The organism is Staphylococcus sp. AntiMn-1 (assembly GCF_001663395.1).
Classification (GTDB): Bacteria; Bacillota; Bacilli; order Staphylococcales; family Staphylococcaceae; genus Staphylococcus; species Staphylococcus equorum.
On the sequence record NZ_CP012968.1, the window covers coordinates 512,074 to 531,536 of the forward strand.

Here is a 19,463-nt window from a genome sequence, read left to right on the forward strand (position 1 = left end):
ATAAAAATGAATTAAAAGATAAATTTTAGGAGTGTTATCAATGAATGCATATGATGCTTATATGAATGAATTATCTACTCAAATGCGTAGTGAATTAACAGAACATGATTTTGAAAGTTTAGAATCTGCTGAAGCAGTTTCTAATTATATGAACAATGTCGGAACAGATGACACAACTTTTGTAGTTATTAACTCTACATGTGGTTGCGCAGCTGGGTTAGCAAGACCTGCAGCAGTGACTGTAGTTGAACAAAATGATAAAAAACCTAGTAATAAAGTCACAGTTTTTGCAGGACAAGACAAAGAAGCTACTGAAGAAATGAGATCATTTATTCAGCAAGTACCATCAAGTCCATCATACGCTTTATTTAAAGGTCAAGAATTAAAACATTTTATTCCTCGTGAACATATTGAAGGTAGAGATATTCAAGATATTTGTATGGATATCAAAGATGCTTTCGATGAATATTGCTAGTTACTTAATTTAATATAATCTGTTATTTTATATTAAATGGTAATGGTGATTGAATCTGGATAAACGTTACTTTAAACCAACCTATTATATCTTACTTATTATTTAAGATATGGTAAGTTGGTTTTTTAAATTTAAAAATAATGCTACATTTTAAACGTTTTCAAAGAAATAATGTATACTTTGTATAAAATGACTTATTTTTTACACTATTAATAGTAAACTCTTTTAATTGTTAGTGATTTCCAATAAGATAAATATAAATAATAGAAAGGAGTGTGGTTGTTATGCTTAATAGTTTTGATCAATCATATCACAATCTATGCGAAGAAATTTTAGACATCGGTAAACAAAAAAATGATCGCACAAATACAGGTACAATTTCAAAATTCGGACATCAATTAAGATTTGATCTATCGAAAGGGTTTCCTTTATTAACAACTAAAAAAGTATCCTTCAAATTAATTGCCACGGAGTTATTGTGGTTTATTAAAGGTGATACGAACATTAAATATTTACTCCAATATAATAACAACATTTGGAATGAATGGGCGTTTGAAAATTATGTAAAATCATCAGATTATAAAGGACCAGATATGACCGATTTTGGACATAGAGCACAAGCAGATGAATCATTTAATAAAATATATAAGGAACAAATGCAACAGTTCAAACAACAGATTTTAAACGATGATGCATTTGCACAAAAATTTGGTGACTTAGGAAATGTATATGGTAAACAATGGCGCGACTGGGAAGATAAAGATGGTAACCATTTCGATCAACTTAAGACTGTTATAGAACAAATCAAAAACAATCCGAATTCTCGACGTCATATTGTGTCAGCTTGGAATCCAACTGAAATAGATACCATGGCATTGCCACCATGTCATACGATGTTTCAATTCTATGTACATGAGGGTAAATTAAGTTGTCAGCTTTATCAAAGAAGCGCAGATATATTTCTAGGCGTCCCTTTTAATATTGCTAGTTATAGCTTATTAACGCATTTAATTGCTAAGGAATGCGGACTAGAGGTGGGAGAATTTGTGCATACATTTGGTGATGCACATATTTACGCTAATCATATTGACGCTATAGAAACACAATTATCACGTGATGGTTTTGAACCACCTCAATTAAAAATCAATAGTGATGCTTCTATTTTCGATATCAATTACGAAGATCTGGAAATTATAGATTATGACTCTCATCCAGCAATAAAAGCACCAATAGCAGTGTAATCTACAAAACGATTAAAATTGATTAATAGCTTAATATATAATGAATATTAAAAAGTAAAGTTAAAATCTTGCTATATTAGCATTAAGGAGGAAATTTATGACACTTTCAATACTTGTGGCGCATGACCAACAACGTGTTATCGGCGTAGATAACACATTACCTTGGCATTTACCGAATGATCTTAAGCATGTAAAAAAATTAAGCACTAACCATACACTTGTGATGGGGCGCGCAACGTTTGACTCTATAGGAAAACCACTTCCTAACAGGCGAAACGTTGTATTAACTAGAAATAAATCATTTCAACATGAGGGCGTTGATGTCATTCATTCTATGGAGGATATATTTGATTTACCTGGCCATGTTTTCGTATTTGGTGGCCAATCATTATTTGAAGAAATGATTGATAAAGTTGACGATATGTATATCACAGTGATTGAAGATAAATTTAATGGGGATACATTTTTCCCACCTTATACATTCGAAGACTGGGAAGTCGAATCATCAGTTAAAGGGGAATTAGACGAAAAAAATACAATTCCTCATACTTTTTTACATTTAATTCGTAAGAAAAATTCATAGGAGGACATTATGATTAAAAAGAAAATTGTAACCGATTCAACTTCAGACTTATCAAATGACTATTTGGTTGAAAATGATATCCATGTTGTACCACTTAACTTAACAATTGATGGAAAATCATATGTAGATCAAGTAGATATCACTTCTGAAGCATATATACAAAAAATACAGGATGATGCAGATGTTAAAACAAGTCAACCAGCTATTGGCAAATTCATTGAGATGTATGATGAATTAGGTGCTGATGGTTCTGAAATCATTAGTATTCATATCACTTCAGGATTAAGTGGTACTTATCAAACTGCGCTACAAGCCAGTCAAATTACTGATAGCAATGTAACTGTTATAGACTCTAAATCAATTTCTTTTGGTTTAGGTTATCAAATTCAGCACGTTGTAGATTGGAATAATGAAGGTATTCCAACTGAAAAAATTATTGAAAAATTGAATGAATTGCAAAAAAACATTAAACTTTATGTCGTTATAGGCCAACTTAATCAACTTATTAAGGGTGGACGTATTAGTAAAACAAAAGGTTTAATTGGGAATATGATGAAAATTAAGCCAATCGGTACAATTGTTGATGGAAAACTTGAAATGTTACACAATTCACGTACGCAAAATGCAAGTGTTCAATTTTTAAAGAAAGAAATAAGTCACTTTATAGGTGATAAGAATATAAAATCTATTGGTATTGCTCATGCCAATGTCATCGAATTTGTAGATAAGGTTAAAAAGCAATTTTCTGAAGAATTTAATTTCAATCATTTTGATACTAATGTAACAACACCTGTTATTTCAACACATGCAGGTCAAGGTGCAATTGGTTTAATTGTTTTAAGATCTTAATATAATCTTGATTCATATACGTAGTTACTATTATTAAGAAAATTTACAGTATTTATATTATTTATAAACAATTTGATAGCATATCTCTTAAAATAATGGTAACTTTATGACAAAATAGATATAGGAGGTATATTATGGCTTATGCGACATTAGCTGGCGGTTGTTTCTGGTGTTTAGTTAAACCTTTTACTTCTTATCCAGGTATCGAAAATGTTGTTTCTGGTTATAGTGGTGGCCATTTGGATAATCCTACTTACGAAAGTGTAAGCACGAACCAAACTGGTCATGTAGAAGCAGTACAAATCACATATAACTCTGAAATCACTTCCTTCGAAAATATTTTAGATGTTTATTTCAAAACATTTGACCCAACTGATAATGGTGGCCAATTTTTTGATCGTGGTGAACACTACGAACCAGCCATTTTTTATCACAATGAAGAACAAAAGAAAGCTGCAGAGGCAAAAATACAGCAATTAAATGAACAGGCTATTTTTAATAATCCGGTAATTACACCCATTAAACCTTATAAAAACTTTTATCCTGCTGAATCACAACACCAAGATTATTATAAGAAAAATCCACTGCATTATGAGCAATATCAACGTGGATCAGGACGTAAAGCATTTATAGAAAAACATTGGGGGAACAAAATGATTAAAAAAAGTAAAGATAGTTTAAATGAAATGGAATACCTAGTCACTCAAGAAAATGGAACAGAACCTCCATTCCAAAATGAGTACTGGAACCATTATGAAAAAGGCATTTATGTCGATAAAATTTCAGGAAAACCTTTATTCACCTCAGAAGAAAAATTTGAATCAGATTGTGGTTGGCCTAGTTTTTCTAAAGCTCTAGATGATGAAGAAGTAGTTGAACTTGTAGACAAAACTTTCGGCATGGTACGTACAGAAGTACGCTCAGAAGATGCAAATAGTCATCTAGGTCATGTATTTAATGATGGACCGAAAGAAAGTGGCGGTTTAAGATATTGTATTAATTCCGCGGCAGTTCAATTTATTCCTTTCGAAAAGCTTGAAGAATTAGGCTATGAAGATTTAATATCACATTTTGAAAAATAAGGAGCGAACAAGATATGTTTAAAAAATTATTCGGCAAAGGTAAAGAAGTCAATAAGGATAGCGTTATTTATGCGCCAATTACAGGGGAATATGTAAAAATCGAAGATATTCCAGATCCAGTTTTCGCACAAAAAATGATGGGCGAAGGTTTTGGAGTAAACCCAACAGAAGGCGAAGTCGTATCACCAATCGACGGAAAAGTAGATAATGTATTTCCTACTAAACATGCTATTGGTTTAAAAGCTGATAATGGTTTAGAATTACTCGTTCATATCGGTTTAGACACAGTTCAATTGGATGGTAAGGGATTTGAAGTTTTAGTCGAAAGTGGAGATGTAGTAAGCGTTGGAGATCCATTATTACGTTTTGACTTAGATTATATTAAAGAAAATGCGAAATCTGTAATATCACCAATCATTATCACAAATTCTGATAATACATCATCTCTTAATATTGAGGATGTAAATTCTATTATTAAAGGCGAAACAAAAATCGTTGATGTGACAATGAACTAATGAAAGATCATTCATTTTATCAATTTGTGCTAACGGCAAGAGGTCGTAAAAATGAAAAAGGTGAATTAGCAGAAGCAATTTTTGATGATTTATCTTTTCCAAGGCAAGAGAAAGATTTTCATAATATATCTGATTATATAGAGACACAAGGTAATTATCCCATTTCAATGGCTGTGTTCGATGATTTATATGAAGAATATACAGAATGGCTAAAATTTTAAATCACTTAATATTTGTGTAAATAGATTCAAATATATTAAAATATTATAGTGTCATATAAGTAGCTGGGATTAATCGAATATGGTTCAATCCCAGCTTTTTTATTTTAGCTGAACTTTAACAGTAATTTTTACATATGTAGTAGGAAGTGATTAAATGTCAGATCATAATGACATATATGAGGAAAATAACAACGACAGTAATAACGATAATAATCACCAAAATAAATCTAAATTTTTAAATTTCAAACGCAGTCATTTTATTTTATTAATAATAGTTACTGTGATTATCACAGCACTCATTGCAGTATTTGCAACAATTGGCGTTAGTAATTGGAAAAGCGGATTAAATAGTGATCAACGAACAGAAATGCAAAAGGTCCAAGAAGTTTATAAAACTTTAAATGATGAATACTATAAAGAAACAGATTCCGAAAAATTATCTGAAGCTGCTATTAATGGAATGGTAAAAGAATTAGATGACCCGTATTCTGATTATATGACTAAAAAAGAAACAAAATCTTTTAATGAAGATGTTTCTGGAGACTTTGTAGGCATCGGCGCAGAAATGCAAAAGAAAGGTAATAAAATTGAAATTACAAGTCCAATGAAAGATTCACCAGCTGAAAAAGCAGGTATACAACCTAAAGATGTTGTGACTAAAGTTGATGGTAAATCTATTAAAGGGCAACCATTGGAAGCCATCGTAAAAAAAGTACGTGGCAAAAAAGGAACGAATGTTACTCTAACAATTGAAAGAGCTAATCAAGCCCATGATATTACAATTAAGCGTGATAAAATACACGTGAAAAGCGTTGAATATGAAAAACAAAATGACATTGGCGTTTTTACTATCAACAAATTCCAAGATAGTACTGCAGGTGAATTAAAATCTGCGATTATCAAAGCACATAAAAACGGCGTCCGCAAAATTGTTTTAGACTTAAGAAATAACCCAGGTGGTTTATTAGATGAAGCAATTAAAATGGCTAATATTTTTATTGATAAAGGTGAAACTGTCGTACAACTTCAAAAAGGCGATCACAAAGAAGAAATAACAGCTTCTAATGACGCGTTAAAAGAAGCAAAAGACATGGAAGTATCAATTCTTGTTAATAAAGGCTCTGCAAGTGCTTCCGAGGTGTTTACAGGCGCTATGAAAGACTATGACAAAGCCAAGGTTTATGGTTCTAAAACATTTGGTAAAGGTGTTGTTCAAACAACAAATGAATTCGATGACGGATCATTATTAAAATTTACCAATATGAAATGGCTAACACCAAATTCACACTACATTCATGGCAAGGGAATTAAGCCAGATGTGAAAATTAGTGAACCAGAATATCAAACTTTAAATGTTATACCTAATGATAAAACATATGAGTTAGGGGATAGCGATAAAAATGTTAAAACAATGAAGTTAGGATTATCTGCATTGGGCCATAAAGTAAATAATAACTCTAATGAATTTGATAATGCTTTGCAAACTGCTATTGAATCATTCCAAAAAGAAAATAATTTGGAAGTACATGGCACATTCGACAAAAAAACAAATGAAAAGTTCACTCAAGCGCTTGTCAACAAAGCCAATAAAGAAGACACTGTTTTACAAAAACTTCTTAAAAAATTAAATTAACTATAGTGAGGTACTATTTCTATGATTAGAATTGCCAACAAAAATGATTTATCAAGTGTGCTAAAAATTGTAAAAGAAGCTAAAGCAATCATGAAACAAGATAATAATAATCAGTGGGATGAAAAATATCCTTTGGAACAGCATTTTAAAGATGATATACAAAAAGGAACACTTTATGTACTAGAAGAAAATTCTATAATTTATGCTTTTATAGTTGTCGACCAACAACAATCAGAGTGGTATGATGAATTAGAATGGCCAATTGACAGAAGTGGTGCATATGTAATCCACAGACTTGCTGGATCAACAACTTATAAAGGGGCTGCTACTCAGTTGTTTAACTTTGCCGTTAAACTTGCACTCGACCATGATATTCACGTTTTGGTGACAGATACATTTGCATTAAATAAGCGTGCACAAGTTCTGTTTAATAAATTTGGTTTTAAAAAAGTAGGCGAGACAGAAATTGATTATCCTCCTTTTAATAAAGGGGAACCCTTTTATGCCTATTATAAAAAATTAGAAGAATAGAGGTTATAATATGACTAAAATCGCATTTACTGGGGGAGGCACTGTTGGACATGTCTCAGTCAATTTAAGTTTAATACCCACTGCCTTAGAAGAAGGTTATGAAGCCTTTTACATTGGTTCAAAAAAAGGGATTGAACGCGAGATGATTGAATCTCAATTACCTGAAATCAAATATCATTCAATTTCTAGTGGTAAATTAAGACGTTATATTTCTTGGGACAATATAAAAGACGTATTCAAAGTACTAAAAGGTATATTAGATGCGAGAAAAGTATTAAAGAAAGAAAAACCTGATTTATTATTTTCAAAAGGTGGTTTTGTATCGGTCCCAGTAGTTATGGCTGCAAAATCTTTAAAAATTCCTACAATAATTCATGAATCAGATTTAACTCCTGGCTTAGCTAACAAGATTTCACTCAAATTTGCTAAGAAAATCTACACTACTTTTGAAGATACATTACAGTATCTTCCTAAAGATAAAGCAGATTTCGTTGGTGCAACAGTACGTGAAGATTTGAAAACTGGTGATAAAAACCGAGGTTATCAACTTACTAAATTTACTAAAAATAAAAAAGTATTGCTCGTTATGGGAGGCAGTCTAGGCAGTAAAAAATTAAATGAAATCATACGACAAAATTTAGATGCACTTAATGAAAACTATCAAGTTGTACATTTAACTGGTAAAGGATTGTTAGAAAAACAATATTCAAATAAAGAGGGGTATACTCAATTTGAATTTGTGAAAGATGATTTAACAGACTTATTAGCAATTACTGATACAGTTATTAGTCGTGCTGGCTCAAATGCGATTTATGAATTTTTAGCACTTAGAATTCCTATGCTATTAATTCCACTTGGTTTAGATCAGTCCCGTGGTGATCAAATTGATAACGCTAAGAATTTTGAATCTAAAGGTTTTGGTAAAACATTACCAGAAGATACGTTAACTGAAACACAATTAATAACACAGCTCAGTGAAATTGAAGCTAACCGTGAATCAATAGTTAAACAAATGCAAACATATAAAGAAAGCTATACGCGTCAAGATTTATTCAACAAAATTATTAATGACGCACTAAACTAATGGGAGGTCATATGCAATGAGTCGATGGAAACGAATATCATTACTAATCATTTTCACTTTAATATTTGGCATCATTGCATTTTTTCATGAATCTAGATTAGGAAAATGGATTGATAATGAAGTATATGAATTTATCTATTCTTCTGAAAGTTTTATTACGACTACTTTCTTCTTAGGCGTTACTAAGATTGGTGAAGTATGGGCGATGGTCTGTTTATCACTATTATTAATTGCTTATTTAATGCTAAAACGATTAAATATTGAAGCTTTATTTTTTACTATTGCAATGAGTTTATCTGGCACTTTAAACCCTTTGCTAAAAAACCTCTTTGATAGAGAACGTCCAACATTGCTAAGGCTCATCGATATTTCTGGGTTTAGTTTCCCAAGTGGTCATGCTATGGGCTCCGCCACATTCTTTGGCAGTACAATGTATATCGCTAATAGAGTACTACAAGGTAAATCTAGAGCATTTATGATAGGATTATCTGCATTATTTATCATCCTAATATCATCATCTCGTGTATACCTTGGTGTACACTATCCAACTGATATCATTGCTGGTGTAATTGGTGGCGCGTTCTGTGTCGTACTACCAACGCTTATTTTAAGACATAAACTACAAGTCTAGTGTTTATTGATAGTTATTAACAATAAGACAGGGAATGAGACAGAAATCTATCGTTTCTAACAAGTTTCTTGTCGTCGCACCCCACAGCACACCTGACTAAAAAATGAAATACAAGAGCCGAAGCGCTTGTATAATAACTACTTGTCTTCATAAACGAAGTAGTAGTACTTTAAAAGCTTGCTATAAGTACACTTTCAAATTAGTCAGCCACTGTCAATATAATGATTGAGGCTGAGACATGTATTTATGCCCGATCCTCTAAATAGCTGCCGAAAAGTTAGTGACTTTTCGGCAGCTATTTATTTATGATTCTGTAAAGATCTTGTCTTAATTTAATCGAAAAAAACAAGCCAAACGTCAATATTAACGTTTGGCTTGCCTAAATTCTTAGCAACTCGATATATAACTCAACTTGTTGCTTTTGTGTCAAAATTTATTATAAAAACCGATTTTACAAAGTAAAACCGGTCTTTATATTCACTTTGTCTCGCAACGTTAGTCTTTTACGGGCATATAAAAGGGGATATTTCTGAAAATGATCAATCCAATAAGATCGAAATTCGTGTGGGGGAAATGTCTTATGTTTGGAATTGATAATCATTTTCAATTACATTATACAACACTGAGAATTATTGTCAATTAGAATTGGGTATTTTTTATAATTTCTTATATATCAAAATTCAATATCCTTTAAAAGGTTAACATAGCGCTATATTATATGATTTATTAGTTTGAATATTTCTCGTATAAAAGCAACAAAAATTATACAATTATTAGTAATAACTTCCTACATGATGTATTTTCATTTAAAATATAATTTGAGGTGCAACTTATGACAAAAATATTAATAGTAGAAGATGAACAAAATCTTGCTCGCTTTATAGAACTTGAACTTGAACACGAAGATTACACTGTAGATATAGAATACGATGGACGTCCTGGTCTAGAAAAAGCATTATCCAATAATTACGACCTTATACTCTTGGATTTGATGCTACCAAATATCAATGGCTTAGAAATTTGTCGTCAAATTCGTCAAAAACAAACAACACCAATTATTATTATTACTGCAAAAAGTGATACATATGATAAAGTCGCAGGTTTAGATTATGGCGCTGACGATTATATTGTTAAACCATTTGATATAGAAGAATTACTAGCTAGAATACGTGCTATGCTTCGTAGACAGCCACAAAAGAATGTCATCGATATCAAAGGTATCATTATAGATAAGGATGCTTTTAAGGTCACTGTAGAGGGGGAATCATTAGATTTGACGAAAACAGAATATGATTTATTATATTTACTTGCTGTTAATAAAAATCATGTTTTACAAAGAGAACAAATTATTACTGATGTCTGGGGATATGATACTGAAGTTGAAACGAACGTTGTAGATGTTTATATTCGTTATTTAAGAAACAAACTCAAACCCTATGGTAAAGATAAATACATCGAAACAGTTCGTGGTGTTGGCTATGTGGTTAGACAATGAAGCAAAGAAAATTAAAAACAAAATGGATGATGATTACAACAACAATAACGTTTTCAACGATATTTATTTTTAGTTTAATTATTATATTCTTCTTGAGTAATAGTTTACGCCACAATGAATTTACTGAGGCAGAACGTAGTTCGTCAGATATTGTAAATCTTTTTGAAACTAAACAAATTGAAGATATAACACCCTTAGATTTAAATGCTTCTTTAGGCAACTTTCAGAAAGTGATACTATACAATGACGACGGCAACAAATTAATGGAAACTTCAAATGATAATACGATAGGCTACACGCCCAATTTTGCGACTAAAGATGCAAATCAAGCGTCCATTAAAAATCACCATAATACAGAATACTTGACTATAACGCAACGTATCGATTCTCAAAGTTTCAAAGGATATAGTGTCATTGTCCATTCATTAGAAGACTATAATACACTCGTAAACTCTTTATATTTTATTGCGCTTATTTTCGGCATCATTGCAACGTTTATCACTGCCATTGTTAGTTACTTTTTCTCATCACAAATTACAAAGCCATTAATATTGATGTCTAACAAAATGCAACAAATACGTAGAGATGGTTTCCAAGAAAAAGTAGAATTAAATACAAACTATGAAGAAACAGATAATTTAATCGTTACGTTTAACGAAATGATGTTCCAATTGGAAGAATCTTTTAATCAACAAAGACAATTCGTGGAAGACGCTTCTCACGAATTACGTACGCCATTGCAAATTATCCAAGGTCATTTAAATTTAATTCAACGTTGGGGAAAAAAAGATGCAGCAATACTCGAAGAATCTTTAGACATTTCCTTAGAAGAAATGATGAGGATTACAAAATTAGTAGAAGAACTTCTCTTACTCACAAAAGATAATAATAATAGTCGTGATGGAGAAATCGAAAATGTAGATATCAATCAGGAAATTACTTCTCGCATAAAATCATTAAAACAATTACATCAGGACTATAAATTTGAATTTGAAGCTTTTCCTAAACCACTTAATATTAAAATTAACCGTTATCAATTAGAGCAAATACTAATTATTTTCATTGATAACGCTATGAAATATGATCAACATAACAAACATATTCATATTCAAACCAATCTGAGAAATAAACAAATTTCTATTGAGATAACAGACCATGGTGTTGGTATTCCTAAAGAAGACATCGAATTTATCTTTGACCGTTTTTATAGAGTCGATAAATCACGATCTCGTAAATTAGGTGGAAATGGACTTGGTCTATCTATTGCTAAAAAAATAATTGAATTGAATCATGGCACCATTCAAGTTGAAAGTGAAATAGGTAAATATACAACTTTTAAAATCACTTTTTAACACGTATAATCTAGCATTTAAAAAGTTAAAATTTAGCAAAACCTACGTCACATTATTATATATATTACAAAAGTAACAGAATCTATTTCATTTAGGTTCTGTTTTTTCATATAAGTAGGCTATTGGTACTTTAATTTGCGCTTGTTTAATGCTATTATTGATTTGTAAGCGTTTCAACTATTTTGTGGAGGGTGTAATATGAGCAACGAAAGACAGGTTTCCGAGGCACCTGTAAATTTCGGGGCAAATCTTGGATATGTTTTAGATTTATATGACGTATATCTAAATGATCCGACTTCAGTCCCAGAAGATTTGCAAGTCCTATTTAGTACAATTAAAAACGGTGAAGCTAACATCGTAACAAATAAGGAAGGTCAAAGTAATGTGACTAAAGGTGATAGCACAATCAAACGTGTTATGCGCTTAATAGATAATATCCGCCAATATGGGCATTTATCAGCAGATATTTATCCCGTCAATAGACCTGTAAGAGAAAATGTTCCAAAGTTAAACTTTGAAGATTTTAATTTAGACAAAGAAACACTTGAATCTATTTCTGCAGGTATTGTATCAGAGCATTTCAAAGATATTTATGACAATGCTTATGAAGCTATTGTACGTATGGAAAAACGTTACAAAGGACCAATCGCCTTTGAGTACACGCATATCAACAATAATAGAGAACGTGTATGGTTAAAACGCAGAATTGAAACACCGTACAAAGCAACTTTAAATGACAATCAAAAAATCGAACTTTTTAAAAATTTAGCACATGTTGAAGGTTTTGAAAAATATCTACACAAAAACTTTGTAGGCGCAAAGCGCTTTTCAATTGAAGGTGTAGACACATTAGTCCCAATGTTACAGCAAACTTTAAAACTTGCGAGTGACGAGGGTATTCAAAACATTCAAATTGGTATGGCTCACCGTGGGAGATTAAACGTACTCACACATGTTTTAGAAAAGCCATATGAAATGATGATTTCTGAATTTATGCACACAGATCCAATGAAGTTTTTACCAGAAGACGGAAGCTTAAAATTAACTTCTGGATGGTCTGGCGATGTTAAATATCACCTTGGTGGCGTGAAAACAACGCGTTCATATGGTAGTGAACAACGTATTTCATTAGCTAATAACCCAAGTCATTTAGAAATCGTAGCGCCTGTTGTTTTAGGTAAAACACGTGCAACACAAGACAATACAGATAAACCTGGTGCAGTAACAACTGAATTCGAAAAATCAATGCCAATATTAATTCATGGTGATGCAGCTTATCCTGGTCAAGGTATCAATTTTGAAGCAATGAACTTAGGTAGTCTTGATGGTTATTCTACTGGCGGTACACTCCACGTTATTACAAATAACCGTATCGGCTTTACAACAGAACCTGAAGAAGGTCGTTCTACAACATATTCTTCAGATGTTGCAAAAGGATATGATGTGCCAATTATGCATGTTAATGCAGACAACGTTGAAGCAACAATTGAAGCAATTGAAATTGCTATGGCTTTCAGAAAAGAATTCCATAAAGATGTTGTTATTGATTTAGTTGGTTACCGTCGATATGGTCATAATGAAATGGATGAACCATCAATCACAAACCCACTACAATATCATGAAATACGTAAACATGACTCCGTTGAACTTTTATACGGAAGACAACTCGTTGATGAGAATATTATTACAGAAGATCAAATGAATAATATTATGGATGAAGTACAAAAATCATTACGAGCAGCTCATGACAAAATCGATAAAAATAATAAAATGGATAATCCAAATATGCAAAAACCAGACGATTTGGCAGAACCAATTCAAAGTCAAGATACAGAATTAAGTTTTGAACATCTAAAAGAAATTAATGATGCGATGCTTACGTATCCTTCAAATTTCAATGTATTGAAGAAACTTAATAAAGTATTGGAGAAACGTAGAGAGCCGTTTGAAAAAGAAGATGGATTAGTTGACTGGGCTCAAGCAGAACAATTAGCTTTTGCGACGATCACTCAAAACGGCAATCCAATACGCTTAACAGGTCAAGATAGTGAACGTGGTACTTTCAGTCATCGTCACGCAGTATTACATGACCCAGAGACTGGTGAGAAGTATACACCGTTACATCATGTACCTGATCAAAAAGCGACGTTTGAAGTACGAAATTCACCATTATCAGAAGCTGCGGTAGTTGGCTTTGAATATGGTTATAACGTTCAAAATAAATCATGTATGACAATTTGGGAAGCTCAATATGGTGATTTTTCAAATATGTCTCAAATGATTTTTGATAACTTCTTATTTAGTTCAAGAGCTAAATGGGGCGAACGTTCTGCTTTAACATTATTGTTACCTCATTCATTTGAAGGACAAGGACCAGAACATTCATCTGCACGTTTAGAAAGATTCTTGCAACTTGCAGGAGAAAATAATGCGACAATCGTTAATTTATCTAGTTCAAGTAATTATTTCCATTTATTACGTGCCCAAGCTGCTACATTAGGTACAGAATCTATGAGACCTTTAGTAGTAATGTCACCGAAAAGCTTATTACGTAATAAAACTGTAGCAGATCCTATTAGTAAATTTACTACGGGCAAATTTGAAGCGATTTTACCAGAAGAACATCAAAAAGACGCTGTAAGAAAAGTTATTTTAGCTTCAGGAAAAATGTTTATTGATTTAAAAGAGTATTTGGCTAAAAATCCAAATGATTCTATATTAGTTGTTGCAGTTGAAAGACTTTACCCATTCCCTGTAACAGAAATCGAAGCATTATTAAATGAATTGCCGAATTTAGAAAACGTAGCTTGGGTACAAGAAGAACCTAAGAACCAAGGTGCATGGTCATTTGTTTATCCATATCTAAAAGAATTAACTACAGATAAATACGATTTAAGTTATCATGGTCGTATACAACGTTCGGCACCAGCTGAAGGTGATGGTGAAATTCACAAACTCGTTCAAAATATGATACTCGAACAAAGTACAAAAATTAACTAGGGGAAGTCAAGCATGCCAGAGGTAAAAGTTCCAGAATTAGCAGAATCCATAACAGAAGGTACCATTGCAGAATGGTTAAAACAAGTAGGCGATAACGTAGATAAAGGTGAAGCTATCGTTGAACTAGAAACAGATAAAGTAAACGTTGAAGTTGTTTCAGAAGAAGCAGGTGTTCTTCAAGAATTACTTGCAAACGAAGGCGATACAGTTGAAGTAGGCCAGTCTATCGCTGTCGTTGGAGAAGGTAGCGGAAACAACGCTTCAGAAGCATCAGCTAAACAAGATGATGCTAAAGACGATTCATCATCAGAAAAAGCTCAACCACAACAATCTGAAACACAAAATGATAAATCAGAAGAAAAAGATCAAGACAATGGGCAACGTGTTAATGCAACACCGTCAGCACGTAAATATGCTCGTGAAAAAGGTATCGACTTATCTGAAGTAGCAGCGCAATCAAATGATGTTGTAAGAAAAGAACATGTTGATCAAAGTCAAAATCAAGCAAGCTCAAAACAAGAAGCACCAGCCGCTAAAGAAGAAGCGAAAAAACCAGCACAACAAAATCCATCAAAACCAGTAGTGAGAGAAAAAATGTCTCGTCGTAAGAAAACAGCTGCTAAGAAATTATTAGAAGTTTCTAATAATACAGCTATGTTAACTACGTTTAACGAAATTGATATGACTAACGTAATGAATTTACGTAAACGTAAAAAAGAACAATTCATCAAAGACCATGATGGTACTAAACTCGGATTCATGTCATTCTTTACAAAAGCAGCTGTTGCAGCGCTGAAAAAATTCCCAGGTGTGAATGCTGAGATAGACGGCGACGATATGATTACTAAACAATTCTATGATATCGGTGTGGCAGTATCTACTGACGATGGTTTACTTGTTCCTTTCGTTAGAGATTGTGACAAGAAAAACTTTGCTGAAATCGAAGAAGAAATTGGTAATTTAGCTAAAAAAGCACGCGATAAAAAACTCGGCCTAGACGATATGGTAAATGGTTCATTCACAATTACTAATGGCGGTATCTTTGGTTCAATGATGTCTACACCAATCATCAATGGTAGCCAAGCTGCTATTCTAGGTATGCACTCAATTATTACACGTCCAATTGCTGTCGATGCAGATACAATTGAAAACCGTCCAATGATGTACATTGCATTAAGCTATGATCACAGAATCATTGATGGTAAAGAAGCAGTAGGATTCTTAAAAATGATTAAAGATTTAATTGAAAACCCAGAAGATTTACTATTAGAATCTTAATCCAAAACACAAAATAGTTTATTAATCCCAATACAACGGCGCTAAGCGTCGTTGTATTTTTTTAAATTTTAATTACTTTAAAATCCAAATAAGGAGCGTGAACATGAAATCAAAATTCGACTTCGTATTCACGCCCCAAGCTAATCAAAAAATAAAGGCGATGATTAATATTATCAAGCCACACGTTAAACAAATATAACCGGAAGCCTTTGAGCGTTGTCTTAGAAGAAAAATACTAAAACTAATTATGGCAACACTTAAAATCAACGATGTTATTAAGTTTAACCATGAATTTAATAAAAATAGATAGTATTAGAAAACCGAGTTATGTCTTTGACTATACTTAACAGATATATGGAATTATAAAAATATGCTCATTTAAAAGGACATATACAACAACAATAACTCAAAAGGTATATTTAATCACAAAATAAGACATCAACTTAAAATCGCACTTAAATTACAATGTGAGCGATTAGTATGCAGTTACTTATATTTTTATTACAACCTGAAAACAGTTAAATATTTCTGCAAAGAAATTAATAATGCACAATCATATTAAATCGAACTGATGAATTATTTTCATTTGAGTAAAAATGGAAGATATTAGCGTTAAATTTAATAGATTCATCTTTGTGAACCGTATAGTTGTCTCCATCCAATTTAAGCGTTAGTGTACCTTCATAAACCGTTATGTACTCTATAGATCCAGAACCATGTGGCGAATCTTTCATAAGACCGTCAGGCTCTATAATAACCATATGACTCTCAAACTTTTTCTCAATATCAAACTTAAAAAATGGATATACTTTATATTTATTATCTTCTGAAGTTAATGGCTTCAACTCATTCGCAGATATCTTTCTAATATATTCAATATTTTCTTGTGTAAGTTCAGAGAATGAAACTTTTAAACCGTTGGCAATTTTCCATAATGTTGTAATCGATGGAATAGATTCTTTACGTTCAATTTGTCCAAGCATCGTTTTACTTACTTCAGTCAAAGTGGATAAATATTCTAATGAATAACCATTTTGTATTCTATACAACTTAAGGTTTTCAGCAATAATATCATTAATTTCTTTCATAGATTTTCCCGCCTTTATTTTTATAATCTAACGTAAGGAAACTTCATTTTAAATCATAAAACGTTATAACGTCATTATACACGTTATAACGTTTTATTAAAGAGGGAGGTAGTAAAGACATTGTATAAAAACTATAAACCTTATGATAGCAGTGTTAGTGTAACTATTTATTAATTTGAATATTCTGGGTTTTAAACACGTAAAACAGCAGATTTCATGTTTGAAATCTATAGTAGCTACGATATTTCTATTTATTCTGATGATCACAGTTCATTATTCTATTTCAATAACTAGCTTATTATATTTTACTTTTGACCATTCAAATAATGATTACTAACCGTTACACATTGCTAGAGTATAAACTTAATTTTTGTATCTTTAAAAGCATAGATGCATTTTTATCATGTTAAGTACTTTTTCATAATCGGTCTTTCCATTAAAAAAAGCCATCACTATAGACTCACTAGCTGAGACAATTTTAAAGTAATGGCATTTCTCTACTATATTAGCATTTAATTTTTGACGTGTTTTTGATAATAATCACGTGGGCTGCATCCATAAGACGTTTTGAATTTTCGATAAAAGTTAGAATAATCGCTAAAACCACATAAGTTGGCAACTTGTTGTGGACTTTCTCCATTTTTCAACATACGTTGCGCATTTTGTAATCGTTTCTGTAATAAATAGCGATAAGGTGGGTAACCTACAAGGCGAGTAAAATGTTGAGTAATTTTATAGCGACTAACATAGAATTTCTTTTCCAAATCTTCTAATGAAATAGGATCTGCATAATGTAACTCCATGTAATCTAATACTTGTCTTACTAACTCCGATTCCGGATCATCTAGCACTGATACCTGTTCATTAGCAATAGACACTCTATTTAAAAGTATAAAAAATTGAGTGAGCAATGCTTCTTCTGCTAATTTCTTCCCGAATTTCTGACTATTTTGTTCATTAATTAAACCCTGAAGCAAATAATATAGTTCTCTTTTTTGCGATTCTGACAATTGTAGTAAATTTTTAAAATTTGGTGATTTTGTGTCAAAGCATCCACTTAAATCACATTTATCTGTAGACAAATATTCTAATAAATGTGCATCAAACCTTAATCCAATACGTTCGGCATGCCCATCCATTTGTTCATTTAATTGATGAAACTCATATGGCGTAATGAGCAATAAAGAACCTACGTCTAACTGATATTTTCTACCTTCAATGGTATATAGCATATTACCTGATAGTGAGAAAAATATTTCATAATGGTCGTGATAATGTAATTCATTGCCAAAGTGACCATCACTTATCCTGTGCCATGCTGCATACTCTCCATCAAAAGGTAACGAGATAGAATCAAATTTAAACTTAATATCCCCATTATCTTTCATTAAATTACCTCCCACTCAAAAAACAATCTTTTTCCCTTTATTTACAATGTTGTTAATTTTCACTCAATATATAATTAAATTATAACACTAAAGCAATATTAAATTGAAAGGATGATTTATATGACTGAACCACAAATTGGAGTTCAAATGATGATGCTTAAAGATAAGGTAGCTGAAGATGGAATATACAACGTTTTAAATAAAGTAAATGAGCTTGGCTACCATGCTGTTGAAGTATCTCAAATAGAAATGACAGAACAGAACATTACTGAAATGCAACGTGCAATTAAAGATTTTGGCATGAATATCGCAGCAATGTCTTGCGGGGTTGAAGATATTTCTGAAGAACAAAAATACCCAGGTGATACATTACAAAATGATTTTGATAAAATTGTAGCAGATTGTAAAGCTGTAGATTGTACAATTTTACGTATTGGCATGCTTCCTATGAATTATATGGGTTCTAAAGAAAGTACGCTTAAATTTGCCGAAATCTGTGAGGAATATGCTAAACGCTTAAAAGAACATGGCATCGATCTATACTATCATGCGCATAACATAGAATTCGTTCGTTATAATGGAGAGCTCATGTTAGATTTAATGCGTGATAATACTGAACATTTAGGCTTTGAGTTAGATATACATTGGATTTGGCGCGCTGGTATAGACCCAGCTAAATTCATACCAACATACGCAAACCGTATTCGTGCCATTCACTTAAAAGATTACCGCATTGGAGAAATTGACTGGAACCAATACCCTGGAGAAGGCGTTGAGAAGGTATATTATATGCTACATATGATTACACAATTTGCTGAACTTGGTGAAGGTACTTTACCTTTACGAGATATCATAGAAGCTGGCCTTGAAAGTGGCAGTGAATATTTCTTTGTTGAGCAAGATAAATTGTACGGTGCCGATCCCTATGATTGCTTAATCACAAGTCGTGACCACTTAATTGATTTAGGTTATAAAACATGGTTCTAATTTAAATTAATCGTCTATTTACACCTTGAT

18 protein-coding genes and 1 pseudogene are annotated in these 19,463 nt (G+C 32.0%); 17 read left to right on the top strand and 2 right to left on the bottom strand.

The genetic code is table 11. From position 1 onward, the window contains the following. The first annotated feature begins 40 nt into the window (after positions 1-40). From brxA to sucB, 16 genes and pseudogenes are all read left to right on the top strand, one after another. Positions 41-475, top strand: coding sequence for a bacilliredoxin BrxA (gene brxA, locus AOB58_RS02615; protein ID WP_064782918.1), 435 nt, complete (start codon positions 41-43; stop codon positions 473-475). Positions 476-759: 284 nt separating this feature from the next. Next, positions 760-1,716, top strand: coding sequence for a thymidylate synthase (locus tag AOB58_RS02620; protein ID WP_002507602.1), 957 nt, complete (start codon positions 760-762; stop codon positions 1,714-1,716). 97 nt (positions 1,717-1,813) lie between these two features. Continuing rightward, a complete protein-coding gene (locus AOB58_RS02625; protein ID WP_056935645.1) occupies positions 1,814-2,299 on the top strand; it encodes a dihydrofolate reductase in 486 nt (161 codons plus the stop codon). Positions 2,300-2,308: 9 nt separating this feature from the next. Then, a complete protein-coding gene (locus AOB58_RS02630) occupies positions 2,309-3,148 on the top strand; it encodes a DegV family protein (protein ID WP_002507604.1) in 840 nt (279 codons plus the stop codon). Between the two features lie 134 nt (positions 3,149-3,282). Continuing rightward, positions 3,283-3,801 (top strand): annotated as a pseudogene (gene msrA, locus AOB58_RS13730) (peptide-methionine (S)-S-oxide reductase MsrA); the annotation flags it as partial. Further along, entirely contained in the window at positions 3,802-4,230 is a 429-nt protein-coding gene (gene msrB / locus AOB58_RS13735; RefSeq protein WP_002507606.1) for a peptide-methionine (R)-S-oxide reductase MsrB, read from the top strand. 14 nt (positions 4,231-4,244) lie between these two features. Further along, positions 4,245-4,745: a PTS sugar transporter subunit IIA gene (locus AOB58_RS02640; protein ID WP_021339186.1), complete on the top strand. Its 501-nt coding sequence runs from the start codon at positions 4,245-4,247 to the stop codon at positions 4,743-4,745. After that, positions 4,745-4,966 (top strand): YozE family protein, encoded by a 222-nt coding sequence (locus AOB58_RS02645; RefSeq protein WP_064782920.1) that lies wholly within the window; start codon positions 4,745-4,747, stop codon positions 4,964-4,966. The genes AOB58_RS02640 and AOB58_RS02645 overlap by 1 nt, the downstream gene beginning before the upstream one ends. Positions 4,967-5,120: 154 nt before the next feature. After that, a complete protein-coding gene (locus AOB58_RS02650) occupies positions 5,121-6,599 on the top strand; it encodes a S41 family peptidase (protein WP_064782921.1) in 1,479 nt (492 codons plus the stop codon). 21 nt (positions 6,600-6,620) lie between these two features. Next, a complete protein-coding gene (locus AOB58_RS02655) occupies positions 6,621-7,130 on the top strand; it encodes a GNAT family N-acetyltransferase (RefSeq protein WP_064782922.1) in 510 nt (169 codons plus the stop codon). Positions 7,131-7,140: 10 nt separating this feature from the next. Continuing rightward, entirely contained in the window at positions 7,141-8,214 is a 1,074-nt protein-coding gene (locus tag AOB58_RS02660) for an undecaprenyldiphospho-muramoylpentapeptide beta-N-acetylglucosaminyltransferase (RefSeq protein WP_021339183.1), read from the top strand. A 16-nt stretch (positions 8,215-8,230) separates the two neighbouring features. Beyond that, positions 8,231-8,845, top strand: a complete 615-nt coding sequence (locus AOB58_RS02665) for a phosphatase PAP2 family protein (protein ID WP_064782923.1) — start codon at positions 8,231-8,233, stop codon at positions 8,843-8,845. An 832-nt stretch (positions 8,846-9,677) separates the two neighbouring features. Further along, positions 9,678-10,340 (top strand): response regulator transcription factor, encoded by a 663-nt coding sequence (locus tag AOB58_RS02670; RefSeq protein ID WP_002507613.1) that lies wholly within the window; start codon positions 9,678-9,680, stop codon positions 10,338-10,340. After that, the gene (locus tag AOB58_RS02675) at positions 10,337-11,692 is read left to right on the top strand and encodes a HAMP domain-containing sensor histidine kinase (RefSeq protein WP_021339182.1); all 1,356 of its coding nucleotides are present in this window, start codon (positions 10,337-10,339) and stop codon (positions 11,690-11,692) included. The genes AOB58_RS02670 and AOB58_RS02675 overlap by 4 nt, the downstream gene beginning before the upstream one ends. A gap of 198 nt (positions 11,693-11,890) precedes the next feature. Next, the gene (locus AOB58_RS02680) at positions 11,891-14,692 is read left to right on the top strand and encodes a 2-oxoglutarate dehydrogenase E1 component (RefSeq protein WP_064782924.1); all 2,802 of its coding nucleotides are present in this window, start codon (positions 11,891-11,893) and stop codon (positions 14,690-14,692) included. A 12-nt stretch (positions 14,693-14,704) separates the two neighbouring features. Continuing rightward, positions 14,705-15,970, top strand: coding sequence for a dihydrolipoyllysine-residue succinyltransferase (sucB, locus tag AOB58_RS02685; RefSeq protein ID WP_064782925.1), 1,266 nt, complete (start codon positions 14,705-14,707; stop codon positions 15,968-15,970). 539 nt (positions 15,971-16,509) lie between these two features. Here the strand turns inward: sucB and AOB58_RS02690 are convergent. Together AOB58_RS02690 and AOB58_RS02695 are read right to left on the bottom strand one after the other, a co-directional pair. Next, entirely contained in the window at positions 16,510-17,058 is a 549-nt protein-coding gene (locus AOB58_RS02690) for a helix-turn-helix domain-containing protein (RefSeq protein ID WP_064782926.1), read from the bottom strand. A gap of 512 nt (positions 17,059-17,570) precedes the next feature. After that, a complete protein-coding gene (locus AOB58_RS02695) occupies positions 17,571-18,446 on the bottom strand; it encodes an AraC family transcriptional regulator (protein WP_064782927.1) in 876 nt (291 codons plus the stop codon). Between the two features lie 120 nt (positions 18,447-18,566). Between AOB58_RS02695 and AOB58_RS02700 the strand changes: the two genes are divergently transcribed. Continuing rightward, positions 18,567-19,433 (top strand): sugar phosphate isomerase/epimerase family protein, encoded by an 867-nt coding sequence (locus tag AOB58_RS02700; RefSeq protein WP_064782928.1) that lies wholly within the window; start codon positions 18,567-18,569, stop codon positions 19,431-19,433. Positions 19,434-19,463: the final 30 nt, after the last annotated feature.